General features: G+C 69.5%; 22 protein-coding genes. 14 read left to right on the forward strand and 8 right to left on the reverse strand.

Annotation, left to right across the window (positions count from 1 at the left end; all coding sequences use genetic code 11):
* The first annotated feature begins 329 nt into the window (after positions 1-329).
* Entirely contained in the window at positions 330-1,367 is a 1,038-nt protein-coding gene (locus tag WMF22_RS34160) for a DUF6602 domain-containing protein (protein ID WP_438032502.1), read from the forward strand.
* Between the two features lie 1,199 nt (positions 1,368-2,566).
* On the opposite strand, the gene WMF22_RS34165 is transcribed toward WMF22_RS34160, so the two are convergent.
* A complete protein-coding gene (locus tag WMF22_RS34165) occupies positions 2,567-2,707 on the reverse strand; it encodes a hypothetical protein (protein ID WP_438032503.1) in 141 nt (46 codons plus the stop codon).
* Between the two features lie 1,021 nt (positions 2,708-3,728).
* Positions 3,729-4,277 (reverse strand): hypothetical protein, encoded by a 549-nt coding sequence (locus WMF22_RS34170; protein WP_438032504.1) that lies wholly within the window; start codon positions 4,275-4,277, stop codon positions 3,729-3,731.
* 621 nt (positions 4,278-4,898) lie between these two features.
* Here WMF22_RS34170 and WMF22_RS34175 point away from each other — a divergent pair.
* Positions 4,899-6,056, forward strand: a complete 1,158-nt coding sequence (locus WMF22_RS34175; RefSeq protein ID WP_438032505.1) for a hypothetical protein — start codon at positions 4,899-4,901, stop codon at positions 6,054-6,056.
* Here the strand turns inward: WMF22_RS34175 and WMF22_RS34180 are convergent.
* Complete coding sequence (locus tag WMF22_RS34180) at positions 5,990-7,024, reverse strand: GlxA family transcriptional regulator (RefSeq protein WP_438032506.1); 1,035 nt, start codon at positions 7,022-7,024, stop codon at positions 5,990-5,992. The two genes, WMF22_RS34175 and WMF22_RS34180, sit on opposite strands and share 67 nt — an antisense overlap.
* 302 nt (positions 7,025-7,326) lie before the next feature.
* Between WMF22_RS34180 and WMF22_RS34185 the strand changes: the two genes are divergently transcribed.
* The 3 genes from WMF22_RS34185 (at position 7,327) to WMF22_RS34195 (ending at position 9,358) form a co-directional block, all read left to right on the forward strand.
* Positions 7,327-7,695, forward strand: a complete 369-nt coding sequence (locus tag WMF22_RS34185) for a hypothetical protein (protein ID WP_437294147.1) — start codon at positions 7,327-7,329, stop codon at positions 7,693-7,695.
* Positions 7,692-8,006 (forward strand): DUF3817 domain-containing protein, encoded by a 315-nt coding sequence (locus WMF22_RS34190; RefSeq protein WP_437294148.1) that lies wholly within the window; start codon positions 7,692-7,694, stop codon positions 8,004-8,006. Before WMF22_RS34185 ends, WMF22_RS34190 begins: the two co-directional genes overlap by 4 nt.
* 473 nt (positions 8,007-8,479) lie before the next feature.
* Positions 8,480-9,358, forward strand: coding sequence for a hypothetical protein (locus tag WMF22_RS34195; protein WP_437294150.1), 879 nt, complete (start codon positions 8,480-8,482; stop codon positions 9,356-9,358).
* 42 nt (positions 9,359-9,400) lie between these two features.
* On the opposite strand, the gene WMF22_RS34200 is transcribed toward WMF22_RS34195, so the two are convergent.
* A complete protein-coding gene (locus WMF22_RS34200) occupies positions 9,401-9,805 on the reverse strand; it encodes a RidA family protein (protein ID WP_437294151.1) in 405 nt (134 codons plus the stop codon).
* A gap of 132 nt (positions 9,806-9,937) precedes the next feature.
* On the reverse strand, positions 9,938-10,564 hold the full coding sequence (locus WMF22_RS34205) for an acyl-CoA-like ligand-binding transcription factor (protein ID WP_437294152.1): 627 nt from the start codon (positions 10,562-10,564) through the stop codon (positions 9,938-9,940).
* A gap of 189 nt (positions 10,565-10,753) precedes the next feature.
* Between WMF22_RS34205 and WMF22_RS34210 the strand changes: the two genes are divergently transcribed.
* The 8 genes from WMF22_RS34210 (at position 10,754) to WMF22_RS34245 (ending at position 18,628) form a co-directional block, all read left to right on the forward strand.
* Entirely contained in the window at positions 10,754-11,980 is a 1,227-nt protein-coding gene (locus WMF22_RS34210) for a serine hydrolase domain-containing protein (protein ID WP_438032507.1), read from the forward strand.
* A 129-nt stretch (positions 11,981-12,109) separates the two neighbouring features.
* Positions 12,110-12,511: a VOC family protein gene (locus tag WMF22_RS34215; RefSeq protein ID WP_437294154.1), complete on the forward strand. Its 402-nt coding sequence runs from the start codon at positions 12,110-12,112 to the stop codon at positions 12,509-12,511.
* 166 nt (positions 12,512-12,677) lie between these two features.
* Positions 12,678-13,007 carry an ArsR/SmtB family transcription factor gene (locus tag WMF22_RS34220; protein WP_437294155.1) on the forward strand — a complete coding sequence of 110 codons (330 nt, stop codon included), beginning with the start codon at positions 12,678-12,680 and terminating at the stop codon, positions 13,005-13,007.
* Positions 13,004-13,444 carry an SRPBCC family protein gene (locus WMF22_RS34225; RefSeq protein WP_437294156.1) on the forward strand — a complete coding sequence of 147 codons (441 nt, stop codon included), beginning with the start codon at positions 13,004-13,006 and terminating at the stop codon, positions 13,442-13,444. Before WMF22_RS34220 ends, WMF22_RS34225 begins: the two co-directional genes overlap by 4 nt.
* Positions 13,441-13,860, forward strand: coding sequence for a DoxX family protein (locus WMF22_RS34230; RefSeq protein WP_438032508.1), 420 nt, complete (start codon positions 13,441-13,443; stop codon positions 13,858-13,860). Before WMF22_RS34225 ends, WMF22_RS34230 begins: the two co-directional genes overlap by 4 nt.
* Before the next feature lie 8 nt (positions 13,861-13,868).
* Positions 13,869-16,286 (forward strand): ATP-binding cassette domain-containing protein, encoded by a 2,418-nt coding sequence (locus WMF22_RS34235; RefSeq protein ID WP_438032509.1) that lies wholly within the window; start codon positions 13,869-13,871, stop codon positions 16,284-16,286.
* Positions 16,287-16,756: 470 nt separating this feature from the next.
* Positions 16,757-17,539, forward strand: coding sequence for a hypothetical protein (locus WMF22_RS34240; RefSeq protein ID WP_438032510.1), 783 nt, complete (start codon positions 16,757-16,759; stop codon positions 17,537-17,539).
* Between the two features lie 36 nt (positions 17,540-17,575).
* A complete protein-coding gene (locus tag WMF22_RS34245) occupies positions 17,576-18,628 on the forward strand; it encodes a M20/M25/M40 family metallo-hydrolase (RefSeq protein ID WP_438032511.1) in 1,053 nt (350 codons plus the stop codon).
* Positions 18,629-18,775: 147 nt separating this feature from the next.
* Here WMF22_RS34245 and WMF22_RS34250 read toward each other — a convergent pair whose 3' ends face one another.
* The 3 genes from WMF22_RS34250 to WMF22_RS34260 form a co-directional block, all read right to left on the reverse strand.
* Entirely contained in the window at positions 18,776-19,564 is a 789-nt protein-coding gene (locus WMF22_RS34250) for an ATP-grasp domain-containing protein (RefSeq protein WP_438032512.1), read from the reverse strand.
* Between the two features lie 341 nt (positions 19,565-19,905).
* Positions 19,906-21,165 carry a hypothetical protein gene (locus WMF22_RS34255; RefSeq protein ID WP_438032513.1) on the reverse strand — a complete coding sequence of 420 codons (1,260 nt, stop codon included), beginning with the start codon at positions 21,163-21,165 and terminating at the stop codon, positions 19,906-19,908.
* 54 nt (positions 21,166-21,219) lie between these two features.
* Positions 21,220-22,392, reverse strand: a complete 1,173-nt coding sequence (locus WMF22_RS34260; RefSeq protein ID WP_438032514.1) for a cytochrome P450 — start codon at positions 22,390-22,392, stop codon at positions 21,220-21,222.
* A gap of 150 nt (positions 22,393-22,542) precedes the next feature.
* Here WMF22_RS34260 and WMF22_RS34265 point away from each other — a divergent pair, with 150 nt between their 5' ends.
* A complete protein-coding gene (locus WMF22_RS34265; protein ID WP_438032515.1) occupies positions 22,543-24,177 on the forward strand; it encodes a sigma 54-interacting transcriptional regulator in 1,635 nt (544 codons plus the stop codon).
* Positions 24,178-24,308 lie beyond the last annotated feature (131 nt).

Here is a 24,308-nt window from a genome sequence, read left to right on the forward strand (position 1 = left end):
CGCCGTGGGGCGTAAGTATACAACGGACATGTCGGACCTCGCGTGATCGGGGTTCGGCCACGCCGCCCGGGGTGTTACCAGCACCCGCGGGCGGCACTTTGCTTGTCCGGCGAGCTTACGTGGTCAGCATGAGAATGGCAATCGATACCCACGCTCGGCGATGGGTGGATCGCACCGTCCGGGTTTCTGACAACGAGACGCTCGTCTCGTTGTCAATCGCCTGCGTGCAGCCCCATCGGGATCACGGCTCCGGGCAGATTGTTACCCTGCACCTGCGCACCTCTGCTAGCCGCTAAATGCCAAGCAACAACGAGGAAGCAGGACGACGAATGGAAAGAAAACGACGAGGTGGCGCTGCTCAGGCTCCCGTCGCCGCAGCGCGTTACAACGATTGGTTTGGCAATATTGTTGAGCGAATGGACCAAGAGTTCAAGGCCATTCGCGCGGTTCACAATATCGAACGAGGTGAAGAATTCGAGAAGGCTCTATGCCGTTCGCTTAGAGCCCTTTTGCCAGAGCGCGCCGGCGTATGCCGTGGATACATCGTCGACAGGGACAACAACATGCAGGGCGACGATATTATCGTTTACGATGCCGCGCGCTTTCCAACGCTACGTGCCAGCGGGCGAGATCTCGCAGTAAAAGAGCAAGTCCCAGCCGAGGCCGTTCTAGCATACATCGAAGCCAAGCATACGCTTTACGCACAAGAGAAGGTGCTCAAGAAACACGAGGGGCAATCTCTTGCTAAAGCGTGTAGTCAAATTTCTGCGATCAAGGCGCTGAAGCGCGCGCCGATGCCATTGGAAGCATTTGCCCCGAAATTCCTCGCCCCGCCAGCGTGGTTCAAACGACGCCGGGGCTTCCCCTCGATTCGCAACCCGTGGTATGCGGCCATCTGGGCACTCAACCTGAACGTCGGGAAGGGCGCCGAGCCAACGGAAGCCTTAGCATCCCGCTTCGAGACCTTCGGCGACGTACCGATCGATCGACTTCCTGATGTCGTTGCCGCAGGTTCGGTCATTATGAATCCTTGCGTATACAACGAAAAGGACCTCGGTCGCCAAATACGCCCTTTTGTAACCGAGGATACGCAGATCGCCTTTACTGGGGGCGTTCGAGCGCTGGGACTAGCGGCTGTTCATCTCATCTGGGCAATAGAGGATATTATGCTGGGGGATATTCCTTGGCCGGCCCTGTTGCATGATGAGCTTGCACAGGCCGAACAGGTGTATGAGACGGGTGTAGTATTGGATCCGGGCAAGTCCTTAGACCAGTCGCTCCACGAGCAAAAGGCGGCGACTCTGGGCCCAACGAGAGAACAGCATCACGGGGACACCGAGCGATCGCCCGGTAACTCGACGAAATAGCTCGCAGGCCATCAGGAACATCGGCAGGGAGCAAACAGCATCGAAAGCTCCCAGTCCCAACCACAGCTTTCCGCGGCGAGTTCGATGACGCCGCCGGGCGCGCCGAACAGGCACCCGATCGTCTCGTGGGCGATGCGCGCCGCCTCGACGTCGCCCGCCGCGAGCGCCGCCCCAGCCGGCGCTACCCGCCGCGCCGGGTGCGCTCGGCGGCGAGGTCGATGACGCCGCCCGCGTCGGCCCCTGGCGCGCCGAGCAGCCGCCCGATGGTCTCGTGGGAGATGCGCGCCGCCTCCACGTCGCCCGCCGCGAGCGCCGCCCCAGCCGGCGCTACCCGCCGCGCCGGGTGCGCTCGGCGGCGAGGTCGATGACGCCGGCCGCGTCGGCCCCTGGCGCGCCGAGCAGCCGCCCGATGGTCTCGTGGGAGATGCGCGCCGCCTCCACGTCGCCCGCCGCGAGCGCCGCCCCAGCCGGCGCTACCCGCCGCGCCGGGTGCGCTCGGCGGCGAGGTCGATGACGCCGGCCGCGTCGGCCCCGGCGCGCCGAGCAGCCGCCCGATGGTCTCGTGGGAGATGCGCGCCGCCTCCACGTCGCCCGCCGCGAGCGCCGCCCCAGCCGGCGCTACCCGCCGCGCCGGGTGCGCTCGGCGGCGAGGTCGATGACGCCGGCCGCGTCGGCCCCGGCGCGCCGAGCAGCCGCCCGATGGTCTCGTGGGCGATGCGCGCCGCCTCCACGTCGCCCGCCGCGAGCGCCGCCCCAGCCGGCGCTACCCGCCGCGCCGGGTGCGCTCGGCGGCGAGGTCGATGACGCCGCCCGCGTCGGCCCCTGGCGCGCCGAGCAGCCGCCCGATGGTCTCGTGGGAGATGCGCGCCGCCTCCACGTCGCCCGCCGCGAGCGCCGCCCCAGCCGGCGCTACCCGCCGCGCCGGGTGCGCTCGGCGGCGAGGTCGATGACGCCGGCCGCGTCGGCCCCGGCGCGCCGAGCAGCCGCCCGATGGTCTCGTGGGCGATGCGCGCCGCCTCCACGTCGCCCGCCGCGAGCGCCGCCCCAGCCGGCGCTACCCGCCGCGCCGGGTGCGCTCGGCGGCGAGGTCGATGACGCCGGCCGCGTCGGCCCCGGCGCGCCGAGCAGCCGCCCGATGATCTCGTGGGCGATGCGCGCCGCCTCCACGTCGCCCGCCGCGAGCGCCGCCCCAGCCGGCGCTACCCGCCGCGCCGGGTGCGCTCGGCGGCGAGGTCGATGACGCCGGCCGCATCAGCCCCCGGCGCGCCGAGCAGCCGCCCGATGGTCTCGTGGGCGATGCGCGCCGCCTCCACGTCGCCCGCCGCGAGTGCCACCCTCATGCCTTCCGCCAGCTGGCCGAGCAGCACCGTCCGCGGGTCCGCCGGTTTCGTCCGGGATTCGTCCGGCTCACGAGGTTTCGCGCACTTAGCCGCCGTCGTCGGCACGCTTGCCGCTCCCGTCGCATGCGGAAACCTACGCGATCCCTGCGGATCCCTACCCTCGGCAGGCGTTTCGATTCCCGGCGCCTCCACCAAAAAGACACGGCGAGAGCCGTGTCTTTTTTCTTTTGTGTGCCCTGCGTGTGACCTGACAAATTTTGGCGCTGCTGGATTTGGTGGGTCCCGCGTGAGCGGGATCACCGGGCGCAGGCGCGACGAGCGACGCCAGGGTACGGGGCTCCACGGTGCTCCACGACGGGCGCCCAGCTGGCGGGTGTTAGCGCATCCGTGAGTCGATTATTGGCCCTCCTTCATCCGCGGCTCGATGGGCGGCTCGAGCGCATCACCATGGACCCCGCGCAACACGATCGCGGCGTGCTGGGCCCCGTTTTCAACCGCATCGAGAGGGTCTACCCCGTATGTAGTAGATGGGCGCCCATCGATGTCAACAGTGACAGCCCAAGGCCACTTTTTCCCCGGAGGGTTTCGCGTCGGCTCGTGGATGCGAACCACGATGTCGCGCGGCTCGCCCTCTTCTGGGGTCAGCTTAAAGGTCAGCTCGAGCATCACTTACATCTCCTGTCGCAGTCTTTGAGGCATCGACTATATTCATCAGTACACTGTCTTAGGCAGTTCGTGTCGCCCCTTGGGCAGTTGTCACGGCAGAGTTCCCATATCTTGTCACACTTTTCCTTGCACGCCTCTAGGCAGTCGGGAGTGCACCCTGCCATCGCCTCAGAGGCTCCGCTTCCCACCGGTGCGTTTTGCGGTCTTGCCGGCACATACCCGAAGGCCCCATCCCCTCCTGTCGGGGTGATGATGCTACCGCCGGCACCTTCATTTCCCTCACCGCGGACCCAGCACTCTCCCACATCGTAATTACACGCCGCGAGCCCGAAGCACAGAACAACAAATATCTTATTCATTTCGACCTTGCCCTAAATCTCAGAACTGGTCCAGTGGTCACCATCACAACCAGACTTCCAGGAAGAACGCGACTACTGCCGCCCGTCCAGTCCACATGGACGCTGCTGGAGACGCCCAAGGGCCCGACGAAATACCAATCGGAATGGGCGCGGCCGCCTGGTGCAACCCCCACCACGCGGTTACAGATCACGATGTTGCATACCGGCATCGAGTAGATCGCCAGGGACGGCCCGAGGCTGACGGTCGTTGTCTTCGTGGCATACCCAAGAGTGACGGCCGTTCGGTCGTAGAACCCGACACCATCGCCTGGAACGATGCTGAGCATGTTATGGGCTTCGAGCCTGAAGTCCCCCTCGCTGCGCCAGAGCCACCCGGCGAAGGGGCTCACGGCCAGCCTGGGATCGATCCCGATCTGGATCCCGCCCACGCTGACGCCGCCGCTGAACTCGAGTGCGTGTGCCGGCACCGGAGCACTGCCGGCGAGCGCGCAGGCACAGCCGCACAGCACGAGCACGCGCGCCTTTGCCTTCAGCCCGTACCCCATGCCCTCCCCCGAGCCCGGATGCTTTTCCTGACGGAAGGCGGCGTCAACAGGTGACCTAGGCCACATTACGTCCAAGCGGTCCTTGCTGACTTGAACGGGGGGCGAGCGAGCGCGAGAAGGACCTGATCCTCCAGGCGCGCAAGGCCATCCAGGCCTACAACGCCAGGGCTGACGTCGAGGCGCGACGCCTGCTCGACATGCACGCCATGGAGTTCCCTCGGGGTCACCTGGCCCGGGAGCGCGAGGCGCTGCTGCTGCAACTTCGCTGAATCGGCTGCGGCCCTGGCGGCTGATAGCCAGCGGTGGAGACAACGGCGTCCTTGAGCGACGCCAGGCCGAGCTCCGCCCTGCGCCGGGCCAGGAGAACGAGCACGTTCATGACACGCAAGGAAGCCGTGGCGGAGCATAGGCACACGTCACGGGTATCGCCGGCGATCACCCCGCGGGGCGGCGTCGGGAGCGGCCTTCTCGGGTGCCTCGATCGCCCGGGAGCGAGCGCGACGCACGGCGTCGAATGGATCGCTCCCGCGACCGTCGAACGCCGCGACAGCGCGACCCCCGGCGACGAAAACGTGCGCCGGCGGGCGCGTACAGGTCGGCAGTTCGGAACAGGAGAGTTGTATGCGGCTGAATTGGTTCGGGAGCACCGTCGTGGTGATGTCGATGATCGTTGGTTGTGGAGGCGACGACAAGGGCGCTGGAGGGCAAGCGCAAGGGGCTGGGGGGCAGGTGCAAGGGGGCGAGGGCGGGGCCGGCGGGAGCGCGGGCAGCGGGGCCGGCGGGAGCGCGGGCAGCGAGACCGGCGGGGGCGGACAGGGGCCCGCCGACTGCCCAGAAGCGCAGGTGTCCTGCAATGGCGCGTGCCTCCCCGTGGGCGGGTCGGCCGGCGGCTGCACGGTGCTCGCGCACGCCGGGAGGCACGTGTCCATCGATCACGGCATCGCGGTCGATGCGTCGCACGTGTACTGGGTCGAGCAGCTCACACACACCGCCGTCGCGCGCGTGGCGAAGGCGGGGGGAGGGCGCGAGGAGATCTACGATTCACTCAATGTCCCCCTGTCCGTCGCGGTGGACGAGAAGAACGTGTATTGGGCCGAAAACTCGGTCACGCACTGGGTCCGCGCGATGCCGAAATCGGGCGGTGCCGTGTTCGATCTGGTGACGTTCGTCGACGACTTTGGCCGCATCGAGGACGTCGTGACCGATGGCGAGCGCGTGTTCTTCACCCAGCAAGTGCGCTCGGGGCCGCTCGAGGTCAGGAGCGTCGGGCTCGACGCCGGGGACGAGGTCGTGCATGGTCCAGCCGGCGACATCTCCAGCACGACGCTGGCCCTGGATTCCGGGTTCGTCTACTGGCAATACGTCGAGTTTTTCGACAAGGACGAGATCCTGCGCTCCCCCCGGACCGGCGGCGAGCCGCAGGTGGTCGTGACCGTGGGCGGTGGCACCCTCCTGGGCTTCGCGATCAGCGGCGAGTTCATTTATTACATGAGCCCCGGCGCGATCTGGCGCGTGCCCGTATCCGGCGGCGATCCGACCGAGGTGCTCTCGTCCCCCGACGTGGAGGGCACCTTCTTCGTCGCCCACGCACAGGCGCTCTACTGGGCCTCGTCCGGAGCGCTGTGGCGCGTCGGCGTGGACGGGAAGAACCCCACCCAGCTCGTCAAGACCGACGATTCCATCTCCCACATCGCGGCCGACACGAGCGGCGTCTACCTGGCCATCAACAAACGACCGGGATCGTCTTCGGACGGGTTCATCGTCAGGGCCGAAGACTGAGGGCGGATCGCGCCGTTCGCCTTGATCGGCGCGGCGCGGAAGGCGCGGCGGTACGCCTGCGGGCTCGTGGTCACGAGCCGCTGGAAGTGCTCGCGAAAGGCGGTCGGCGAGCCGAACCCGACCCTCGCCGCGATCGACTCCACCGAGTGCCCCGTCGTTTCGAGCAGCTGCTGCGCGCGGCGCACGCGGGCCCGGAGCAGCCACTGGAGCGGCGTGGTGCCGGTCTGCTCGCGGAAGCGGCGGCTCAGCGTGCGCACGCTGAGGGCCGCGCGCCGCGCGATGTCCTCGAGCGTGAGCGGCTTGTCGAGGCTCTCCTCGATCCACCGCAGCAGCGGCTCGAGCGACGAGCCGTCCGGCGCGGGGGGCTCGTGGAGGATGAACTGCGACTGCCCCCCGTCGCGCTCGAGCGGCATGACCGAGAGCCGCGCCGTGTCCGCGGCCACGGCCGAGCCGTAGTCGAGCCGCACCATGTGGAGGCAGAGGTCGAGCGCCGCCGCGGCGCCCGCCGACGTCAGAAACTGCCCCTCATCCACGTAGAGCACCTTCGGGTCGACGCGAATGGCCGGGTGGCGGCGCACGAGCTCGTCCGTCGCGAGCCAGTGGGTCGTGGCGCGGCGCCCGTCGAGCAGCCCGGTCGCGGCGAGGAGGAACGCCCCGGTGCAGATGGAGGCGACCCGGGCGCCCGAGGCCGCCGCGGCACGGACCGCGTGCAAGAGCGCCTCCGGGACCGGGGCGCTCACCCCGGCGACGCCCGGAAGGATGATGGTGTCCGCTCGCGCCAGCTCGTCGAGGCCGCAGCGCACCCGGAGATCGAACGCTCCGGCGCTCACCTCGCGCGTCACCCCGCAAACACGGACTTGATACCCGGCCCGACCCCCGGGCAGCCGGACACGCCCGAACACCTCGCAGGGCGTCGACAGGTCGAAGGGGATGACCCCGTCCATCACGACCACAGCCACGACATGCATGGCTGAAAGATGCTTGATGATCCACTTCATGCCAACGGTTTTATGATCCGCCGCGGGTCCGGGACGTCGAGCTGGCCAGAAGCCGTCGAAGATTGGCACGAACGCCCCTCGCGGGGCCGTCCCCGCTGTGCCATATCCCACCCGTGCCATACGCCGAGCGATGACGGCTCGATGCCACTGGCATCCGGGGCATCCCCGCGCTTGCGAGCCCCTCCGGCCGTCTCACGCCTCGGAGTCGTCGAGGTCATCCCGACAAGGCGAACCGTGAAGAGCGCCTCGCGCCGCGCCATGGAGCCCCCCTCATGCCCGCTTACCAGATTCTACGGTTGATCAAGTTCCTGGGCGTCATCCTGTACGCGGGCGGCCTCATTGGCAGCTTCGTCGCCACGGCGCACGCCGATCGCAAGCGCGCCGTCCACGCCGTGGCCTCCCCGGGGCTGGTCGTCACGTGGATCGCGGGATACCTGCTGACCACGCAGCTGCAGGTCCCTTTGATGGAGCTCTGGGTCATCGCAGGGCTCGTCCTGTCGCTGGTCTCGCAGCTCGCCCTCGTTCACAGCGTCGCGCGCGACCGGCGCACGCTCGGCGCGTTCGTCTCGACCTTCGCCCCTCTCTTCGTGGTGCTGCTGATGATGGTCTTTCGGCCCACCTGGTCTGACGTCCGATCATGAGCGCGCTTCGCACCCTGCGCGTCGTCGGCTTCCTGGAAGGGCTGTCGTTCCTGGTCCTCCTCACCGTCGCGATGCCGCTCAAATACATCTTCGGCCTGCCGGTCGCGGTCCGGATCGCCGGCAGCGCCCACGGGCTCTTCTTTCTCCTCTTCGTCTCCGCGCTGTTTCGCGCGGCCACCGAGCGCGAGTGGCCGCGTCGCCGTTCGCTCACGGCGCTCCTCGCGTCGCTCGTACCGGGCGGGACCTTCGCGCTGGATCGGACGTTGAAGCGCGAGATCGAGGGCGAGGCGGGGACCGCGCCCCATGGCTGACGCCGCGGCATCGGCCTCTTGACGATGGCCACGGCAGCGCGCTCTCCTCGACGAGCGCCCCGATCCGCGCCTGGATTTCGATCTCTCGCTGCGCGTCGATCGGCTCGAGAAGCCCGAGCTCACGCCGGTCTACCGGACGGCGGTGGGTCGGTTCGTCAGGCCGGGCGATCCCGAGGCGAGCCCGCTGTTCCGCCGGTTCCACCGCGACGGGGTGTTCCTGGCGAGGATGCCGCCGGTCGCCACGGAAACCGTCGATCCAGCTGGGCTGTCCTTGCTTCGACGCTGGATCCAGGGTGTGTGATGCACCGACGGTCTTGATGACGCCGGCCACGTCGTAAGCAGCCGAGGTGTGGCGCCCCGTTCACGCGTCGCGTCTCGCGCTGCGATTTGGACGGAAAATTCGCATGGATCGGGGAGGTACGAGCTTTGCTCTCACCGCTGTCATGAGGAATTGCTTTCGTTCGCTGGTTCTCGTGGGGGCTCCTTTCATCTTCGTCGCGGGCTGCGGCGGAGCGGATGGCGACACGAACGCCGAGGGCACCGCGGCGCCGGCAACCCCGTCGACTCCGGCGGAGGTAGACACCACCTATGAACAGATCGGGCGCGGCTGCGGCGACGACGGCTCCCTCGTTCGCTCGCTGGCGCACGTCCCCGCGCTCGCCACCAACAACCTCTGGATTGCCCCAGACAACGACGCCGCCGGCCTGACCGCGTCCAGGAACGACAATGGCTGGGGAGCGAGCATGGGCGTCTACGAGCTCGGGTTCGAGTCGATCGGGGACAACATGGAGAGCCACTCCGCCGAGCAGGCCGCACGGTGCGACGCGGTCAGCGAGATCTTCGGCCCCGCCGGGGACGGCGCGCGGCACCGCTTCCTCAACGTCCTCGTCTACGCCGGCGATCACCCGCACGCCGAGGCGATGCCCGCCGAGGGGCTCCCCGCTGCGGTCGAGGCGCCGGTCCGCCTGAAGGGCTATCTGGACGTGGCCACGGGCACGCGCGAGGAGATCGAAGACGGCGTCGTGTACCGGGACGCGCAGCACCAGTACCTGCCCATCTACGTTCGCTGCGAGAAGCCCATGAAGATCACCTACGAGGAGCGCCTGTTCTCGCGCGAGGAGGTCGAGGCGCTGAAGCTCGACACCCGCGTCTGTCGCCCCGTCGGCGAGGACGGCCACGGCTGCCTCTCCGAGCGCCCGCAGCCGATCGAGGGTGCGTGCACGTTCGTGGCGGCCGACGCGAAGTACGTGGCGACGAGCGGCGAGGAGCACAACCTATCGCTCGGTGGCCGCATCGAGCGCGGCGAACAGCTCAGCTACACGATCACGGTCGACCGCTTCGCCTTCCGCTGAACGAGGGTCCTCGGTCAGGGAGCGTGACGTCGGAGCGCTGGATCAACCGGGAAGCGCGGCGGTCAGGTCCAGCTCGACCAGCTGACCGGTGAAGCCGAGCGAAGCGACCCCGAGCAGGGTGCTGGCCGTACCGAAGGCCGGGCCGAGCGCCGAGTCGTTCAGTCGCTGCCACACCGCGCCCAGCACCTGGTCGTCGTCGCTGACCACGTAAATCACCGAGCGCACCACGTCGGCGGGCCGCGCCCCGGCCGCGTTCAAAACAGTCAGCGCGTTCGCTGCCACCTGGTCGGCCTGCGCGAGGTAGTCGCCCGCGCCGACCACGTTGCCGTCGAGGTCGAGCGGGCACTGGCCGGCGAGGAAGGCCAGCCGGCCTGCCTCGACGATCGTGACGTGGTGATAACCGGGAGTCCGGTGGACGTCGGGCGGGTTGATCTTGACCAGGCGCATCGAGGGGGAAGGAAAAGCAACACAATTCGAGGAGGTCAAGGGCCGTGCGCGCGATTGGCTGTGAAGGCGCACGAGGAACTGCCGGCAGACGAACCGGGGGCGCGCCTCAGGAGGAAACGACCGAGCCGGCGCTCATTGCGGCGAGGTGCCGCTCCCACCGCGGGCGAACTCGCGCGCGAGCGTCTGGAAGGCCTCGTCCACGAGCTCTGGCAGGTCCTCGGTGGCCCCGCGCGCGATCCACGCGTCCATCGCGGATTGCACGACCGCCATCGCGCAGCTCGCCAGCACGCGCGGCGCGAGATCGTGCCGCGCGTCCAGGCCCATGCGCTCGGCCAGCGGCTCGCAGATCTCCTCCCCGCAGTGTCCCAGCCGCTCGCGCTGCCTCGCGCGGATCGCCGGCGTCCGCGCGACGAACTGCTGGATCAGGGCGAAGCGGGGCAGATCCCCCTCGTGAAACTTCACGATCGTCTTGACGGCGTTTCGCAGCGCCACGACGGGCGGCTCGCTCGGCGGGCGCGCCCGCACCGCCTCGCGCGCCGCCTCGATGAACTGGTCCATCCACGCGATCACGAGGTCTTCCTTCGACTCGAAGTAGCGGAAGAACGTCCTCCGCGAGACCTCGACCACCCCGAGCACGTCATCGAGCGTCGTCTGCTCGTAGCCGTTCTTCAGGAAGAGCTCGATCGCGGTCTCGATGATCTGCGCGCGCGTGCGCTCCTTCTTGCGTTCCCTGAGCCCCGGGGCGCCAGCCTCCTTCATGGGGGCCAAGGTACCACGCGCACGCTTCGGGTGCTCCTCCCTGAAGGCCGCGGAGCGTCGCGACCGTGGTCGCGGGAATACGAAGGTTGGCCGCGGTGCCTCGCCGTCCACATGTTATAACCCGCCGCCAGGCCCTGCGACGCAGCGGATCGCGACGTTGGCCGGACATGGGATGAATCGAGGGAACGAATGAACGGAGGAGAGCCGATCGCGAGGGCCGTCGGAACGATCGTAGACGCTGGCGCGCTCGCCAACGCAGCAACGATGGTCTGGCGTGACGGCAAGGTGGTTCAGCGCGCGTCTGTCGGGTGGCGAGACCTGGAGGCCAAGCTGCCCCTCGAGCATGACAGCCTGTTCCGCATCGCGTCGATGACGAAGCCGATCACCTCGACGGCGGCGCTCATGCTGTTCGAGGAGGGGCGCTTCGCGCTGACCGATCCGATCGCTCGCTGGGCACCGGAGTTCAGCGACATGCGCGTCCTGCGCTCTCCCACGGGCCCGCTCGACGAGACCGACCCGGCAGAGCGACCGATCACCTTCGAGGATCTGCTGACGCACCGCTCGGGGCTGACCTACGGGGCGTTGCATCGTGGTCCCATCGCGGAGGCCTATGCGGAGGCGCTGGGAGGCGACATCGACAGCCACGTGGCGCCCGATGAGTGGATCTCGCGGCTGGCTGCTTTGCCGTTGATCGACCAGCCGGGGGCCACCCTTCACTATGGTCACTCGACCGATCTCCTCGGGTTGCTCATTGCGCGCATCGAGGACGCGCCGCTCGGCGACGTGCTCGAGCGCCGGATCTTCGATCCGCTCGGCATGGCCGACACCGGCTTCATCGTGCCACGTGAGAAGCGGGACCGGCGCGTCAAGAACTGCGGGTTCGATGCTTCGGGCCGCCTCGCCGCGCGCCTCACCTGCCCAGGCGGCTCGACGGTCCCTGAACGGCCCGATGACATGGCCTATGTCTCCGGCGGCCAGGGGCTGTGGTCGACGCTGGACGACTATCTCGCGTTCGCGCGCATCTTCCTTGGAGCAGGCGCCGTGGATGGCGTGCGTATCTTGCGGCCCGAGACCCTCGCCTCGATGACCTCCAACCGTCTCACCGAGCAGCAGCGCGCCACGGCTGAAGTGGGAGGCATGCCGCTCTTCCGGGGCGGTCACGGGTTCGGGATGGGCGTCGCCGTGGTGCTCGATCCGAAGAAGGCCGAGCCCACGGTGTGTGGGGGCCGCAAGGGCGCAGTCGGCTGGCCAGGGGGCTTCGGAGGCTGGTGGCGCGCGGACGCCGACGACGACTCGGTGCTGATCTTTCTGGCACATAACATGGTCGAGCGGGACCAGCTCAGCAGAGGCATCGGCCTGGGAGTCTACGAAGCCATCACCCAGTTCCAGGCCCTGGCGTCGGCCGACGACCGCTGACGACCTTGCTCGGCGAGTGGCGCAAGGCCTCGCCCCTGGAGCTGCCGGAGCAGGGCGCGAAGATTTTTTCGAGCGACCGATGATTTCTCCGCGGGCCGGGGGTCCATGTCGCGGAAGGAGGACATTTGCATGTCCCACAAGCTCTTCGTCAGCCTGCCCATCAAGGACCTCGATCGCACCGTGGCGTTCTTCAAGGCCCTCGGCTTCACGTTCAACCCGAAGGTCACGGGCGGGCAGGCCGCCTGCATGTTCATCGGCGAGCACGCCTACGCGATGCTGCTCGTCGAGCCGTTCTTCAAGACGTTCACCAAGAAGGAGATCTGCGACACTGCCACGCACGTGGAGGGGGCCTTCGGGCTCTCGTGCGAGAGCCGTGCCGACGTCGACGCGATGGTGGCGAAGGCGCTCGCCGGCGGCGGCAAGGAGGCGGGGCCGCCGGAGGACCACGGGTTCATGTACACCCGGAGCTTCGAGGACCTCGACGGGCACCACTGGGAGGTGGCGTGGATGGATCCGAAGGCCGGACAGTAAGCCGCACGGATCTCGGCGGCGGAGGAGACACTCCCCGCGTTCGTGCGCCCCGCCACGTACCAGGAGAGCTGGCTGCTTCGCAGCACCATGCCCCACGGCGCCGACGCGCCCAGACAGCCGGATCCGCGCGCTTGACAATCAATAAGCCGCGGCTTATAAGTCGTGGATGCAGAGCGCGGCCGTGGTCGAAGACAAGATCTTCCAGGCGCTGGCGGACCCCAGCCGCCGGGCGATCTTCGAGTCGCTCACGCGCGGCGAAGCGGCCGTGAAGGACCTCACGTCGCGCTTCGACATCTCGCAGCCGGCGATCTCGCAGCACCTCGCCACGTTGAAAGACGCCGGCCTCGTGAGCGGCCGGCGCGAGGGGCGCTGTGTCTACTACCGGGTGGAGCCGCGCGGGCTGAAGCCGCTCGTCGACTGGATCACGCACTACCGCGCCTTCTGGACGGAGCGCGTCGATCGCCTCGAACAACTGCTGGAGAAAATGGACGAATGAACCTCACCGACACGACCGCACAATCGCAGACCGAATCCATTTCGTTCGAGTTCGATCTGAAGCACTCGCCGGAGAAGGTGTGGCGCGCGCTCACCGAACCGGCGCTGCTTGCGGAGTGGCTCCTGCCCACCATCGGCCTCCAGCTCGAGCCGGGGGCGGCGTTCACCCTCAAGACGCAGCCGTACCCCGGCTGGGACGGCACCGTGAATTGCCGGTTCGTGGAGATCGAAGCGCATCGGAAGCTCAGCTATACGTGGAGCGTCCCCTTCCTGGAGACCGTCGTGACGTTCACGCTCACGCCCACGGCGTCGGGCACGCGCCTGTCCCTCGTGCAGTCGGGCTTCAAGCCGGACCAGAAGCAGAACTTCGGCGGCGCGCGCTACGGCTGGAAGATGATGGGCGGGAAGCTCGTCGACCTGCTCGAGAGGATCTCATGAGCCGCGCGAGGCTCGTGGCCTACTGGGTGACCACAGGCCTGGTCGTGTCGTCCATGGTCTCGGGCGGCGTGGCCCACGTCCTCCACGCGCCGGCGAGCGTCGACGGCTTCGTGCGCCTCGGCTATCCGCTGCACTTCGTCACGCTCCTCGGCATCTGGAAGATCCTCGGCGCGCTCGCGCTGCTGGCGCCGAGATTTCCGCGCTTGAAGGAGTGGGCGTACGCGGGCCTCGTGTTCGACCTCACCGGCGCCGCCTTCGCCTGGGCCGCCGTCGGCGCCAGCGACGCCACGAGCAACGCTGGCCACATCATCGCGCCGCTCGTGGTCCTCGCGCTGGCCGTGACGTCGTGGTGGCTGCGGCCGGACTCGCGCAGGTTGCCGGAACCCCTTCACAGACCGTCGGTGTTGATGACATGATCGCGACCATGGCCTCCTCCAAGCAGCAAGCCGCAGACAGACAGCACGCCGCAGACAGCCACGATTGGATCCGGGTCCAGGGCGCCCGGGAGAACAACCTCAAGGACGTCAGCGTCGAGATCCCCAAGCGGCGGCTGACGGTGTTCACCGGCGTCTCGGGATCGGGCAAGTCGTCGCTTGTGTTCGGCACCATCGCGGCGGAGTCGCAGCGGCTGATCAACGAGACCTACAGCGCGTTCGTGCAGGGGTTCATGCCGGCGCTGGCCCGGCCCGAGGTCGACGTGCTGGAAGGGCTGACGACCGCGATCATCGTGGACCAGGAGCGGATGGGCGCCAATTCCCGCTCGACGGTCGGCACGGCGACCGACGCCAACGCGATGCTGCGGGTGCTGTGGAGCCGCCTCGGCAAGCCGCACATCGGCTCGTCCAACGCCTTCTCCTTCAACGTCCCGTCGGTCCGCGGGGTCGGGGCGATCTCGATCGAGAAGGCCGGCGGGAAGAAGACCGAGAAGCGCGAGTTCGTGGTCAACGGAGGCATGTGCCCGAAATGCGAGGGCATGGGATCCGTCTCCGACTTCGACCTGTCCCAGCTCTACGATGACAGCAAGTCGCTCAACGAGGGTGCGCTCACCATCCCCGGTTACTCGATGGATGGATGGTACGGGCGCATCTTCAACGGGTGCGGCTTCTTCGACCCGAACAAGCCGATCCGCAAGTTCACGAAGAAGGAGCTCCACGACCTGCTCCACAAGGAGCCGACCAAGATCAAGGTCGAGGGCATCAACCTGACCTACGAAGGGCTGATCCCGAAGATCCAGAAGTCGATGCTGTCCAAGGACGTCGACGCGATGCAGCCGCATATCCGGGCGTTCGTGGAGCGCGCTATCAAGTTCTCCACCTGTCCCGAGTGCGGCGGCACGCGGCTCAGCGAGGCTGCCCGGTCCTCGAAGATCAAGGGGATCAACATCGCCGACGCCTGCGCGATGCAGATCAACGACCTGGCCAAGTGGGTGCGTGATCTGAACGAGCCGTCCGTCAAGCCGCTCCTGGCGACGCTGCGGCACACGCTCGACTCGTTCGTCGAGATCGGCCTCGGCTACCTCAGCCTCGACCGGCCGTCGGGCACGCTGTCGGGCGGCGAGGCGCAGCGCACCAAGATGATCGGCCACCTCGGGTCGTCGCTCACCGACGTCACCTACGTCTTCGACGAGCCGACGGTGGGGCTGCACCCCCACGACATCCAGCGGATGAACGAGCTGCTGCTGCGGCTGCGCGACAAGGGCAATACCGTCCTCGTGGTCGAGCACAAGCCGGAGACGATCGCTATCGCCGACCATGTCGTCGACCTGGGCCCCGGCGCCGGCACCGCCGGCGGCGAGGTGGTCTTCACGGGCACCATCGACGGGCTGCGGGCGAGCGGCACGCTCACCGGACGTCACCTGAGCGACCGGGCCTCCCTGAAGCGGTCGGTGCGGAAGCCGTCGGGGGTGATGAAGGTGCGCGGCGCGCGCGCGCACAACCTGAAGAACGTCGATGTCGACATCCCGCTCGGCGTGCTGGTGGTGGTGACCGGCGTGGCGGGGTCGGGCAAGAGCTCGCTGATCCACGGCTCGGTGTCCGGCCGTGACGGGGTGGTGTCGGTCGACCAGGCCCCGATCCGCGGCTCGCGGCGGAGCAACCCGGCGACGTACACCGATCTGCTGGAGCCGATCCGCAAGGCGTTCGCGAAGGCCAACGGCGTGAAGCCCGCGCTGTTCAGCGCCAACTCCGAGGGTGCCTGTCCGACCTGCAACGGGGCCGGGGTGATCTACACCGATCTCGCGATGATGGCCGGCGTCACCACGGTCTGCGAGGACTGCGAGGGCCGGCGGTTCCAGGCGTCTGTCCTGGAGTACCGCCTCGGCAAGCTCAACATCGCCGAGGTGCTCGATCTGTCGGTCGCAGAGGCGGTCGGCTTCTTCGGCGCCGGCAAGGGGCACACGCCGGCCGCGCACGCGATCCTGCAGCGCATGGCCGACGTGGGGCTCGGTTACCTGCGGCTCGGCCAGCCGCTCACGACGCTGTCGGGCGGCGAGCGGCAGCGGCTCAAGCTCGCGACGCACATGGGCGCCGACGGCGGCGTCTACGTGCTCGACGAGCCGACGACCGGGCTGCACCTGGCCGACCTCGAGCAGCTGCTCGGGCTGCTGGACCGGCTCGTCGACTCCGGCAAGTCGGTCATCGTGATCGAGCACCACCAGGCGGTGATGGCGCACGCCGACTGGATCATCGACCTCGGGCCGGGCGCGGGCCACGACGGCGGGCGGATCGTGTTCGAAGGCACCCCGGCCGACCTGGTGGCCGCGAAGTCGACGCTGACCGGCGAGCACCTGGCGGCGTTCGTCGGAAGCCAGCCGAAGGCTGCCGCGTCTCGCCAAGCTCGCTGAGCGAGCCCGCTTTTACCCGATCCAATCTGGCCGCCTTGGCGCCAGACTTGCGTGAGGCCGTCGAGGATCACGTGGTGCCCGCTCTGGAGCAAGGAGAGGTGCGTGCGGCTGGGCCGCGTTCGAGCTTCATCTTCCGTCCATTTGCCTGAACGAGGCACGTCGTCCGATCCAGGAGCTCAAGCCTCGGCACGAAGCAGATGCCATTCGCCAGTTTCTGCGCTGGGGCAAGGCGAACGGAAGAATCTCGATGGACGAGGAGGCCACGGCGTTACGGGTGCTCAGCATGTTCGAGAGCAGCGTGAAAGAGAAGCTCAAGCAGCTCGACACGATGCTCACGTCGCTGCGCAAGCGCGGGCTCCGCACGATGGCATCGGGGCGCCTATGTGGGCGGCATGGGCATGACGGAGCGGCGGAGCGGCGATGGCGCGGATCTGCTCGCCTGCGCAGCTCCACCGGATTAAGGATCCTGCGTGCCGCACGTAATCCGCCTTTACGCTGACGAGCGCCGGATCCGGGCCGAGATCCCATCCCGCGGGATCTCGCTCGAGGAGGAAGCCGCCGTCGCTGTCATCTATCGGCGCCCGTCTCGCGGTTACCCGCCCGTCGGCGTGCTCGCCGTGGGCCGCAACGCGCTCCAGATGACGGAGAGCGTCCGCATCATGGACCGCTCCCTCGCGAAGACGGAGGAGGACCGGCTAGCAAGGGTCGTGCCCCTGGAGCGCGCGGCGTGGTGGAACGACGGCAGGCTCCTGGCGCGCGACGCCCGCTTCGATCCGACGCATATTGGGGAAATCCTTATCGTCCGCCCATTCGCCCGGAAGACATTCTCCCCGCCGCTGTGCGAGGCGCTCCTTCGCTACATTGATTTCTCGGCGAGGCGCCAGGCGGGAGGAGTCCTCCGACGGTGGTACCTCCGCCGGCTGCTCTGGTGGACTTCTCGGGTGGAGATCGTGCTGCAGGGCGTGCCCGACGATGATGCCTCGCACGACGCGCTCGTGCGCGAGCTCAGGCCGTACTTCATCGGGTCGATCACGCTCGGTGGGGCTCCCCTGCGGCTGCGTCACCCGCGAGGCTTCGCCGATCTTCGGATCATCCATCTCGGGCAGCTCGCGGCGATCTTCGCGGCCGGCGCGCTGCCGTTCACGCTTCACACCGGGCTCTGGCTCAACGGCAAGCACGTGACCGTGCTGGGAGCGATAGTCGCCTTGTGGCTGGTGATCTGGTACCGAAAATTCCGGTACGACGGAGGATGAGCCAGCGCGCATCGTTTCTTCTGATCGGAGGTCTACGTGGAGCTGCTCGACAATTTGCTGTGGCTGTGCAGGATCCCCTCGCCGACGGGTGAGGAACGCAACCTGGCCGACGAGCTGGCTCAACGGCTCGCGGCGCTCCCCCTGGCTTCACCGCCGCGCCGCTACGGGGACTCCCTGGTCGCGCCGCTGACGCGCGGGTCGGGAGGCCCCAAGATCCTGCTCGTCGGGCAGCTCGACGTGGCGAACGCAGGGCAACGAGGCGAAGCGCGGACGGAGAACAACCGCGCGCTCGGCGCTGGAGCCGCAGAGAAGAGCGGCCTCTGCCTGATGCTCGATCTGGCCGAGCGCCGGCCGCAGGTGCACGCCGATATCACCCTCGTGTTTCACGCGCGCGGAGCGTGCGGCTTCGACGCGAGCGAGCTCAGGGTGGTCATGAAGCAGGACGCCGAGCTCCGGGGGGCCGACTTCGCGCTGGTGCTCAGGCCCACGGACAACAAGCTTCAGCTCGGCTCGGGAGGCTCGACGCACGCGACGCTGGCGTTTGCAGGCCGCACGGGGCACAGCGGGCTGCCCGGCGCCGGCGTGAACGCGATTCACAAGTTCGCGCGCGTGCTCTCTCAGCTGGCCGCGTTCGAGCCCGTACCCGACGTCGTCGACGGCCTCACCTGGTACGAGATGATGAACGCCACCTCGGCGCACGGGGGCCGCTCCGGCAGCGTCGTGCCAGACCACCTGGAAGTGAACGTGCACCACACGTACGGTCCGAGCACGAGCTCCCATACCTCGCAAGAGCGGCTGATGGCGCTCGTGGACCGCGTGGGGGCCGTCCGGTTCGAGGAGCTCTCCCGTCCGGCGCCGCCGAACCGGAACCACGCGCTCATCGCAGCTCTCGAACAGAGCGGCGTTCAAGGCGTCGAGGCCCGGCAAACCTGGTCGGAAGTGGCAAGCTTCACGACGCTCGGGATCCCGGCGGCGAATTTCGGGCCGGGGGCGGAGCGGACGATGCACGCTCTCAACGAGGTGACGGAGCTCTCGGAGCTCGCGCGGGGGCAAACCATCCTCGATCGGTGGTTCGCCAAGATGGCGTGAATTTCGCTGACAGGTTTAGCAAAAAAAGATTGAACAGGGAGGCGGGGAGGCGGGGAGCGAGAGACGGCAAGAGGGAGGAATTCATTTCTTCTTCCTCCTCGCCTCCCTGTGAGCTTCCCTGAAATTCGAGGGGACGCTTCAGATCCCTCACCCGACACGCCGCAGCCAGCGCTGCTCCGCCGCCGAGACCCTCCTACGCGGGACGGTTGCCCGCTGCAGCACGGGGAGCACCCTTGCCGGGTCGCACCCGCAGAGCCCCGAGGCCCAGGCGGGATTCGCCTCGACGACGCCCCAGCCCCGCCCTGCCATGCGCCCGACGTCCACGACCACCGCGGGCGGGAGCTCCACGTCGGCGTCGGCGAGCACCGCGCGGATGGACGCGGACGCCGCCTCGACCTCCGCTGAATCCGCCTCCCAGTCGCCCGCCGCGTTGCGCGCGATCTCCCCGCCGCGGATGTAGGGCGAGAGCGCCGCCACCTCGCGCTCCAGCACGAAGCACCGGAACTCCACCTCGAACACGACGGGCTCGCTCACGAGGACGGGCAGATCCAGCGGCAACCGCGGGTCCGGATCCATCGCGGCGCCGTCCGCGTACACGCGCGCGGGGAACAGCTTCTCATCCGCTGGCTTGATGAACGAAGGCTCACGGAGCGCCAGCGCATCCTCTAAGGTCGCGAGGCGCACGCTGCGAAGGCGGTGGCGCTGGGGCAGGCGGGGCAGCCAGTCGGCGGTCGGCTCGAGCAGCGCGACCTCGAGGTCGTCCATGATGGCGTCGGCGAGAATGGTCTCGCCGTAGAGCACGGGGTCGCGCGCCGCGAGGCCCTCGGGGCAGCGGAACGAGCGAAGTCGCTCGATGTCCCAGCCGGCCGCGAGGGCAGCGGCGAACAGCGCGTTCGAGTCAGGGCTATAGCGCTGCGAGAGGACGAGCGTCGGCACGCGCTCGGATGTAGCACGGTGCTCGCCAGCACCGGGGTCGAACGTCCACTGACGCTCGTCCGGGCCGGCTGAACCTCAGCGCTCTCGCGGCTCATCGCTGCGCGCGGGATCCCGCCTCTGGGCGCCGGCGGCGACAGCACCAGCAACGCTCATCGCACGATCCCCGTTGCGGCTGGACAACAAGCGCCGAAGGCCGTCCTGGAGACTCGCGACGATGGGGACGCCATCGAAGCCGAGATCGCAGTCGATCAGCAACCTCGCCATGGTCGGCGACAACCCGCGTCGGGTTGTCGGTTGTCGCATCAACCCGGGTCGGGTTCACAGGCCCGATCGGGTCCGGCTCAGGGCGACCCCTGCTTCGCGCACGGATCCGCCGCCGCGGCCGCGCTGCGGCCCTCCCAGAGGCGAGCGAGAGGGCTCCTCGGGCCTACCGCGCCCGCGCCGGCGAGCGCAGCCCACGTCAGGATGGGGCCATCCCCCTCGAACACGCGCAGCGGCGGCGGATATCCGGTCGCGGCGAGCTTCAGCCCGGCGGGCGTCGGCAGGAAGAGCAGATCCGGGTTGTCGAGGCTCACGCGCTCCCGCAGCAGCTCGAGCACGGTCGCGTCGCCGTCGGCAAACGGCGCGAGGCAGCGCTCCAGCAAGGGCCGCAGGGCCTTCTTCGACGCGGCGGACCGGTCGAGCAGCTGGGTCACCGGCGCGCCCGTGCGCGCGTCGAGCACGTGCCAGCGCTCAGGCCCTGGATCCCAGGGGTGCGTGCCGCCCTCGTACCGCATTGCATCGTGGGAGCGGACCGCGAGCAGCCCCTTCTCGTTGAGGGCGATCTCGAAGGTGCGCGACGCGGCCATTCGCTCGCCCGTCTTGCACGCGCGCAGACTCGCCTCGTCCCCCTGCTCGAACACCCACGCGCCGCCCTCGAGCGCGCGGTTGAGGGCCGCCTCGCTCGTCGCCGTCGCGGCGCCGAAGACCTCGGGCCAGGCGAGCTCCTCGCTGCACGCCTCGCCAGGCTCGAAGGGGATCCCGATGCCGTCGGACGGGCCATCGGGGTTCGGCCGCGGCGGGAAGCGGCGCGCCCGCTTCTTCGTGGCCACGAGCAGCACGTCGCGCGCGCCGACCGAGGCGAGCTCGAACGGCAGCGAGGCGCCCCGCGGGCTCGTCCACGTCCCGATGAGGTGGCCGTCGGCCCGGCAGGTGCCCGCGAACTGCCCCGTCGGGCGCGCCGGGTTGCCCTCGACGAGCGCGAGCTCGCCGGCGTCGGTGACAGACCCGGAAAGCGGGATGTCGACGCCGACGTGGGCATAGAAGTAACGGCCCCGCACCGCCCCTCCGTCGCGCTCGAGCCGCGCAAAGACCTCGAGCTTCGGCCCGATCGTGCCGTGGAAGCCGCGCTCCAGCGCACAGGCGCTCTGCGGCGCCGGCGCCGGCGCGGCGCTCGCGGCAGGCGCGGGCGCGACGCCCCCCGCGGGCGCCGACGGAGACGGCGCCGCGGGGGCCGCCGCCTTGGCCACGGCGGGCGCGGCGCCCGCGGCAGGCGAGGGCGCGGCCGCAGGGCCGCACGCCGGCAGAGCGAAGACCAGCGGCAGGAACGCTCGATATCGCATGGACAGCCATTGTGCAGAACAGGACCTGACAAATCCCCTCAATTTGTTGGCATGTCAGGCCGGCCTGAAGCGGAGCGGGAGCGACACGGGGCCACGCACGGTGAGCGTGCGGTTGTAGGGGATCTCGCCCGGCGCGCGGGTCACCTCGCCGATCCTCGGGACCAGCACCTCGAGCGCGACCTTCGCCTCCATCCGGGCCAGCGCCGCGCCGAGGCAGAAGTGCGCGCCGTGCCCGAAGGTCAGGCTCGGCTGGCCGCGGTGCAAATCGAACCGATCGGGATCCGTGAAGCGCAGCTCGTCGCGGTTCGCCGAGCCGACCAGCGCCAGCACGAGCGAGCCCGCGGGGATCGTCACGCCGGCCAGCGCGACGTCCGACGTCGTGAGCCGGGGGACGGACTGGGTCGGGCCGTCATAACGCATCATCTCCTCGATGAACCTCGGGATGAGCTGCGGCGAGGCGCGCAGCCGCTCGAGCTCCGCGGGGCGCTCCGCGAGCAGGAGCATCGAGCTGCCGAGGAAGTGGGTCGTGGTCTCGAGGCCGCCGCCGAGGATGCTGACGAGCAGATCGATGATCTCGCGGTCGCCGAGGGGCTCACCGGCGCGCGCGAGCTCGCTCACGAGGTCGTCGGAGGGCGATCGCCTGCGGGCCGCGATGACGTCGGCCATGTACCGGTCGAGCTCCGCGATCGTGGCGCGGACGCGGGCGGCGTGCTCGGCGCTCGCCGGCTCGGGCGTCACGGACAGGAGGTCGTCCATCCACCGCTTGAAGTGCGGCTCTAGCGCGTGATCCAGACCGAGCAGCTCGCTGATCACGAACGCCGGCAGCGGCGCCGCGGCCGCGGCGATGAAGTCGACCTCGCCGTCGAGGCGGCCCGCGAGCCGCTCGCACAGATCCCGGGCCCGCTGCTCGATGCGCGCGATCGCCGGCGCCCCGAACGCCCGGCTCACCAGGCCGCGGAGCCGCGCGTGATCCGGGCCATCCATGGCCAGGATCGAGCTCGCGAGCGGGTTGTGCCCCACCCACGCCGGCTGCCAGGCGGCCCGGAACCCCTGGGACGAGAACCGCTCCGGGGTCCGCAGGACCGTCGCGACATCGGCGTACCGGCTCACCGCCCACATCCCGCCAGGATCCACCTGGCAGACCGGTGCCTCGCGGCGCATCGCTGCGTACGGCGTATAAGGATCCGCCCGGAAGGCGGGTGTCATGATGTCCACGCGCTCGCTCATGCGAAGAGACCTCCTGCGACGGCCCGAGCACACGCCGGGCCCGCGCGGGAGAGGCCGCTTTCCATGGGAGATCCGGGGCTCGTCCGTGGCGCCTCGCGAACCCGCCGGTCAGGGTGACCGGTCACTCCTGTCGCCTTGAAAGGTCGTCCCATGCGCGCAGCCGATCTCGACATCCGGAAGCTGCTCGACGTCGACGCGCGCGGCGGCGTCGTCCGCTTCGCCGGGGAGCGCGCGGTCATCCTCGACGCCGGGGCGCTCGGGACGCTGCGCGAGGAGCTCGTCCGGCTCGCGGGGTACGCGGGGGCGCGCGCCGTGCTCACGCGCTTCGGCGTCGAGCACGGCGCCCGGATGGCGGAGGCGATGGTGTCCCGGCTCGCCTGGGACAGCGAGGCCGAGCTGCACGGCGCGGGCGCCCTGCTCCACACGCTGCAGGGCTTCATCCGGCTCGCCCCCGGGGACACGACGCCCCTCGCCTCGCGCGGCGCCACGCTGCTCTCGTCGTACGAGGCCGAGCAGCACCTCCTGCGCCTCGGCCGCGCGGACGAGCCGGTCTGCTGGATGCTCGCCGGCATCGCGAGCGGCTACATGACGCGGGCGACGGGCGAGGCGGTCTACGTCATCGAGGATCGGTGCATCGGCCGGGGCGACGACGTCTGCCACTTCCAGGGCCGGACGCGCGCCGCGTGGGGCGGCGCGCTGGAGGAGCACCTGCCGTTCTTCCGCGACAGCGACCTCGACCCGTCGTTCGGTGAGCCCGCGCAACCCGCGCCGCGTAGGACGACGGGGCGAGCGCTCGGCGCGAAGGCGAGCGCCCTGCCCTTTGCAGCGCCACGGGGCGAGCCGCCGGCGCCGCTCGTCGCGGAGAGCCCGGCGATGCAGCGGGCGCTCGACCGCGCGCGGCGGGTCGCGCCGGTGGACTCGACGATCCTGCTCACGGGCGAGAGCGGCGCCGGGAAAGAGCGGGTAGCGCGGCTCATCCACGGCGCGTCGGCGCGCGCCGCGGGCCCGTTCGTCGCGGTCAACTGCGCGGCGATCACCGAGACGCTGCTGGAGAGCGAGCTCTTCGGGCACGCGCGCGGCGCGTTCACCGGCGCGACCCACGACCGCGCCGGGCTGTTCGAGGCGGCGCGCGGGGGCACGCTGCTGCTCGACGAGGTCGGCGAGGCCCCGCCCGGGGTGCAGGCGAAGCTCCTCCGCGCGCTCCAGGAGCGGCAGGTGCGCCGCGTCGGCGAGAACGCGAGCCGCCCCGTCGACGTCCGGATCCTCGCGGCGACGAACCGCGATCTCGCGGCCGACGCCGCGGCGGGCCGCTTCCGGCGGGACCTCTACTACCGGCTGCGGGTCATCGAGATACGCCTTCCGCCGCTCCGCGAGCGCCGGGAGGACGTCCTGCCGCTCGCGCGGGCGCTGCTCGGGGCGGCGTCGCGCCGGCTCGATCGCCCCGTGGCGGGCTTCACGCCGGAGGCCGAAGGCGCGCTGGAGCGCCACGGGTGGCCCGGCAACGTGCGCGAGCTGGAGAACGCCGTGGAGCACGCGGTCGCCCTGGCGCGGGGAGGCGTCGCCGATCTGGACGACCTGCCGGACGACGTCCGCGGCGCCGCGCCGACCGGCGGCGGCGGGGGCGAGGAGCCGGCCGCGCGGACGCTGGAGGGCGTCGAGCGGCGCGCGATCCTCGCGGCGCTCGAGCGGCACGGCGGCAACCAGGCCCGCGCCGCCGCGGAGCTCGGGATCGGCGCGTCGACGCTCTACCGGAAGCTCAGGAGGTACGCCCGCGGCGCGGGGTAGAGGCGTGCGAGGTGTCCCCTCGACGACAACCGGGCCCCGCCGGTGCCGGATCCCGGAAAACCATGGGGCCCAGCTCTCCGTTCCTGAGAAGCTCCACGACCAGCACATCGGTGCTTGACTAGGGCGACGTC

It is taken from the genome of Sorangium sp. So ce204 (genome assembly GCF_051526795.1).
Taxonomy (GTDB): domain Bacteria; phylum Myxococcota_A; class Polyangia; order Polyangiales; family Polyangiaceae; genus Sorangium; species Sorangium cellulosum_B.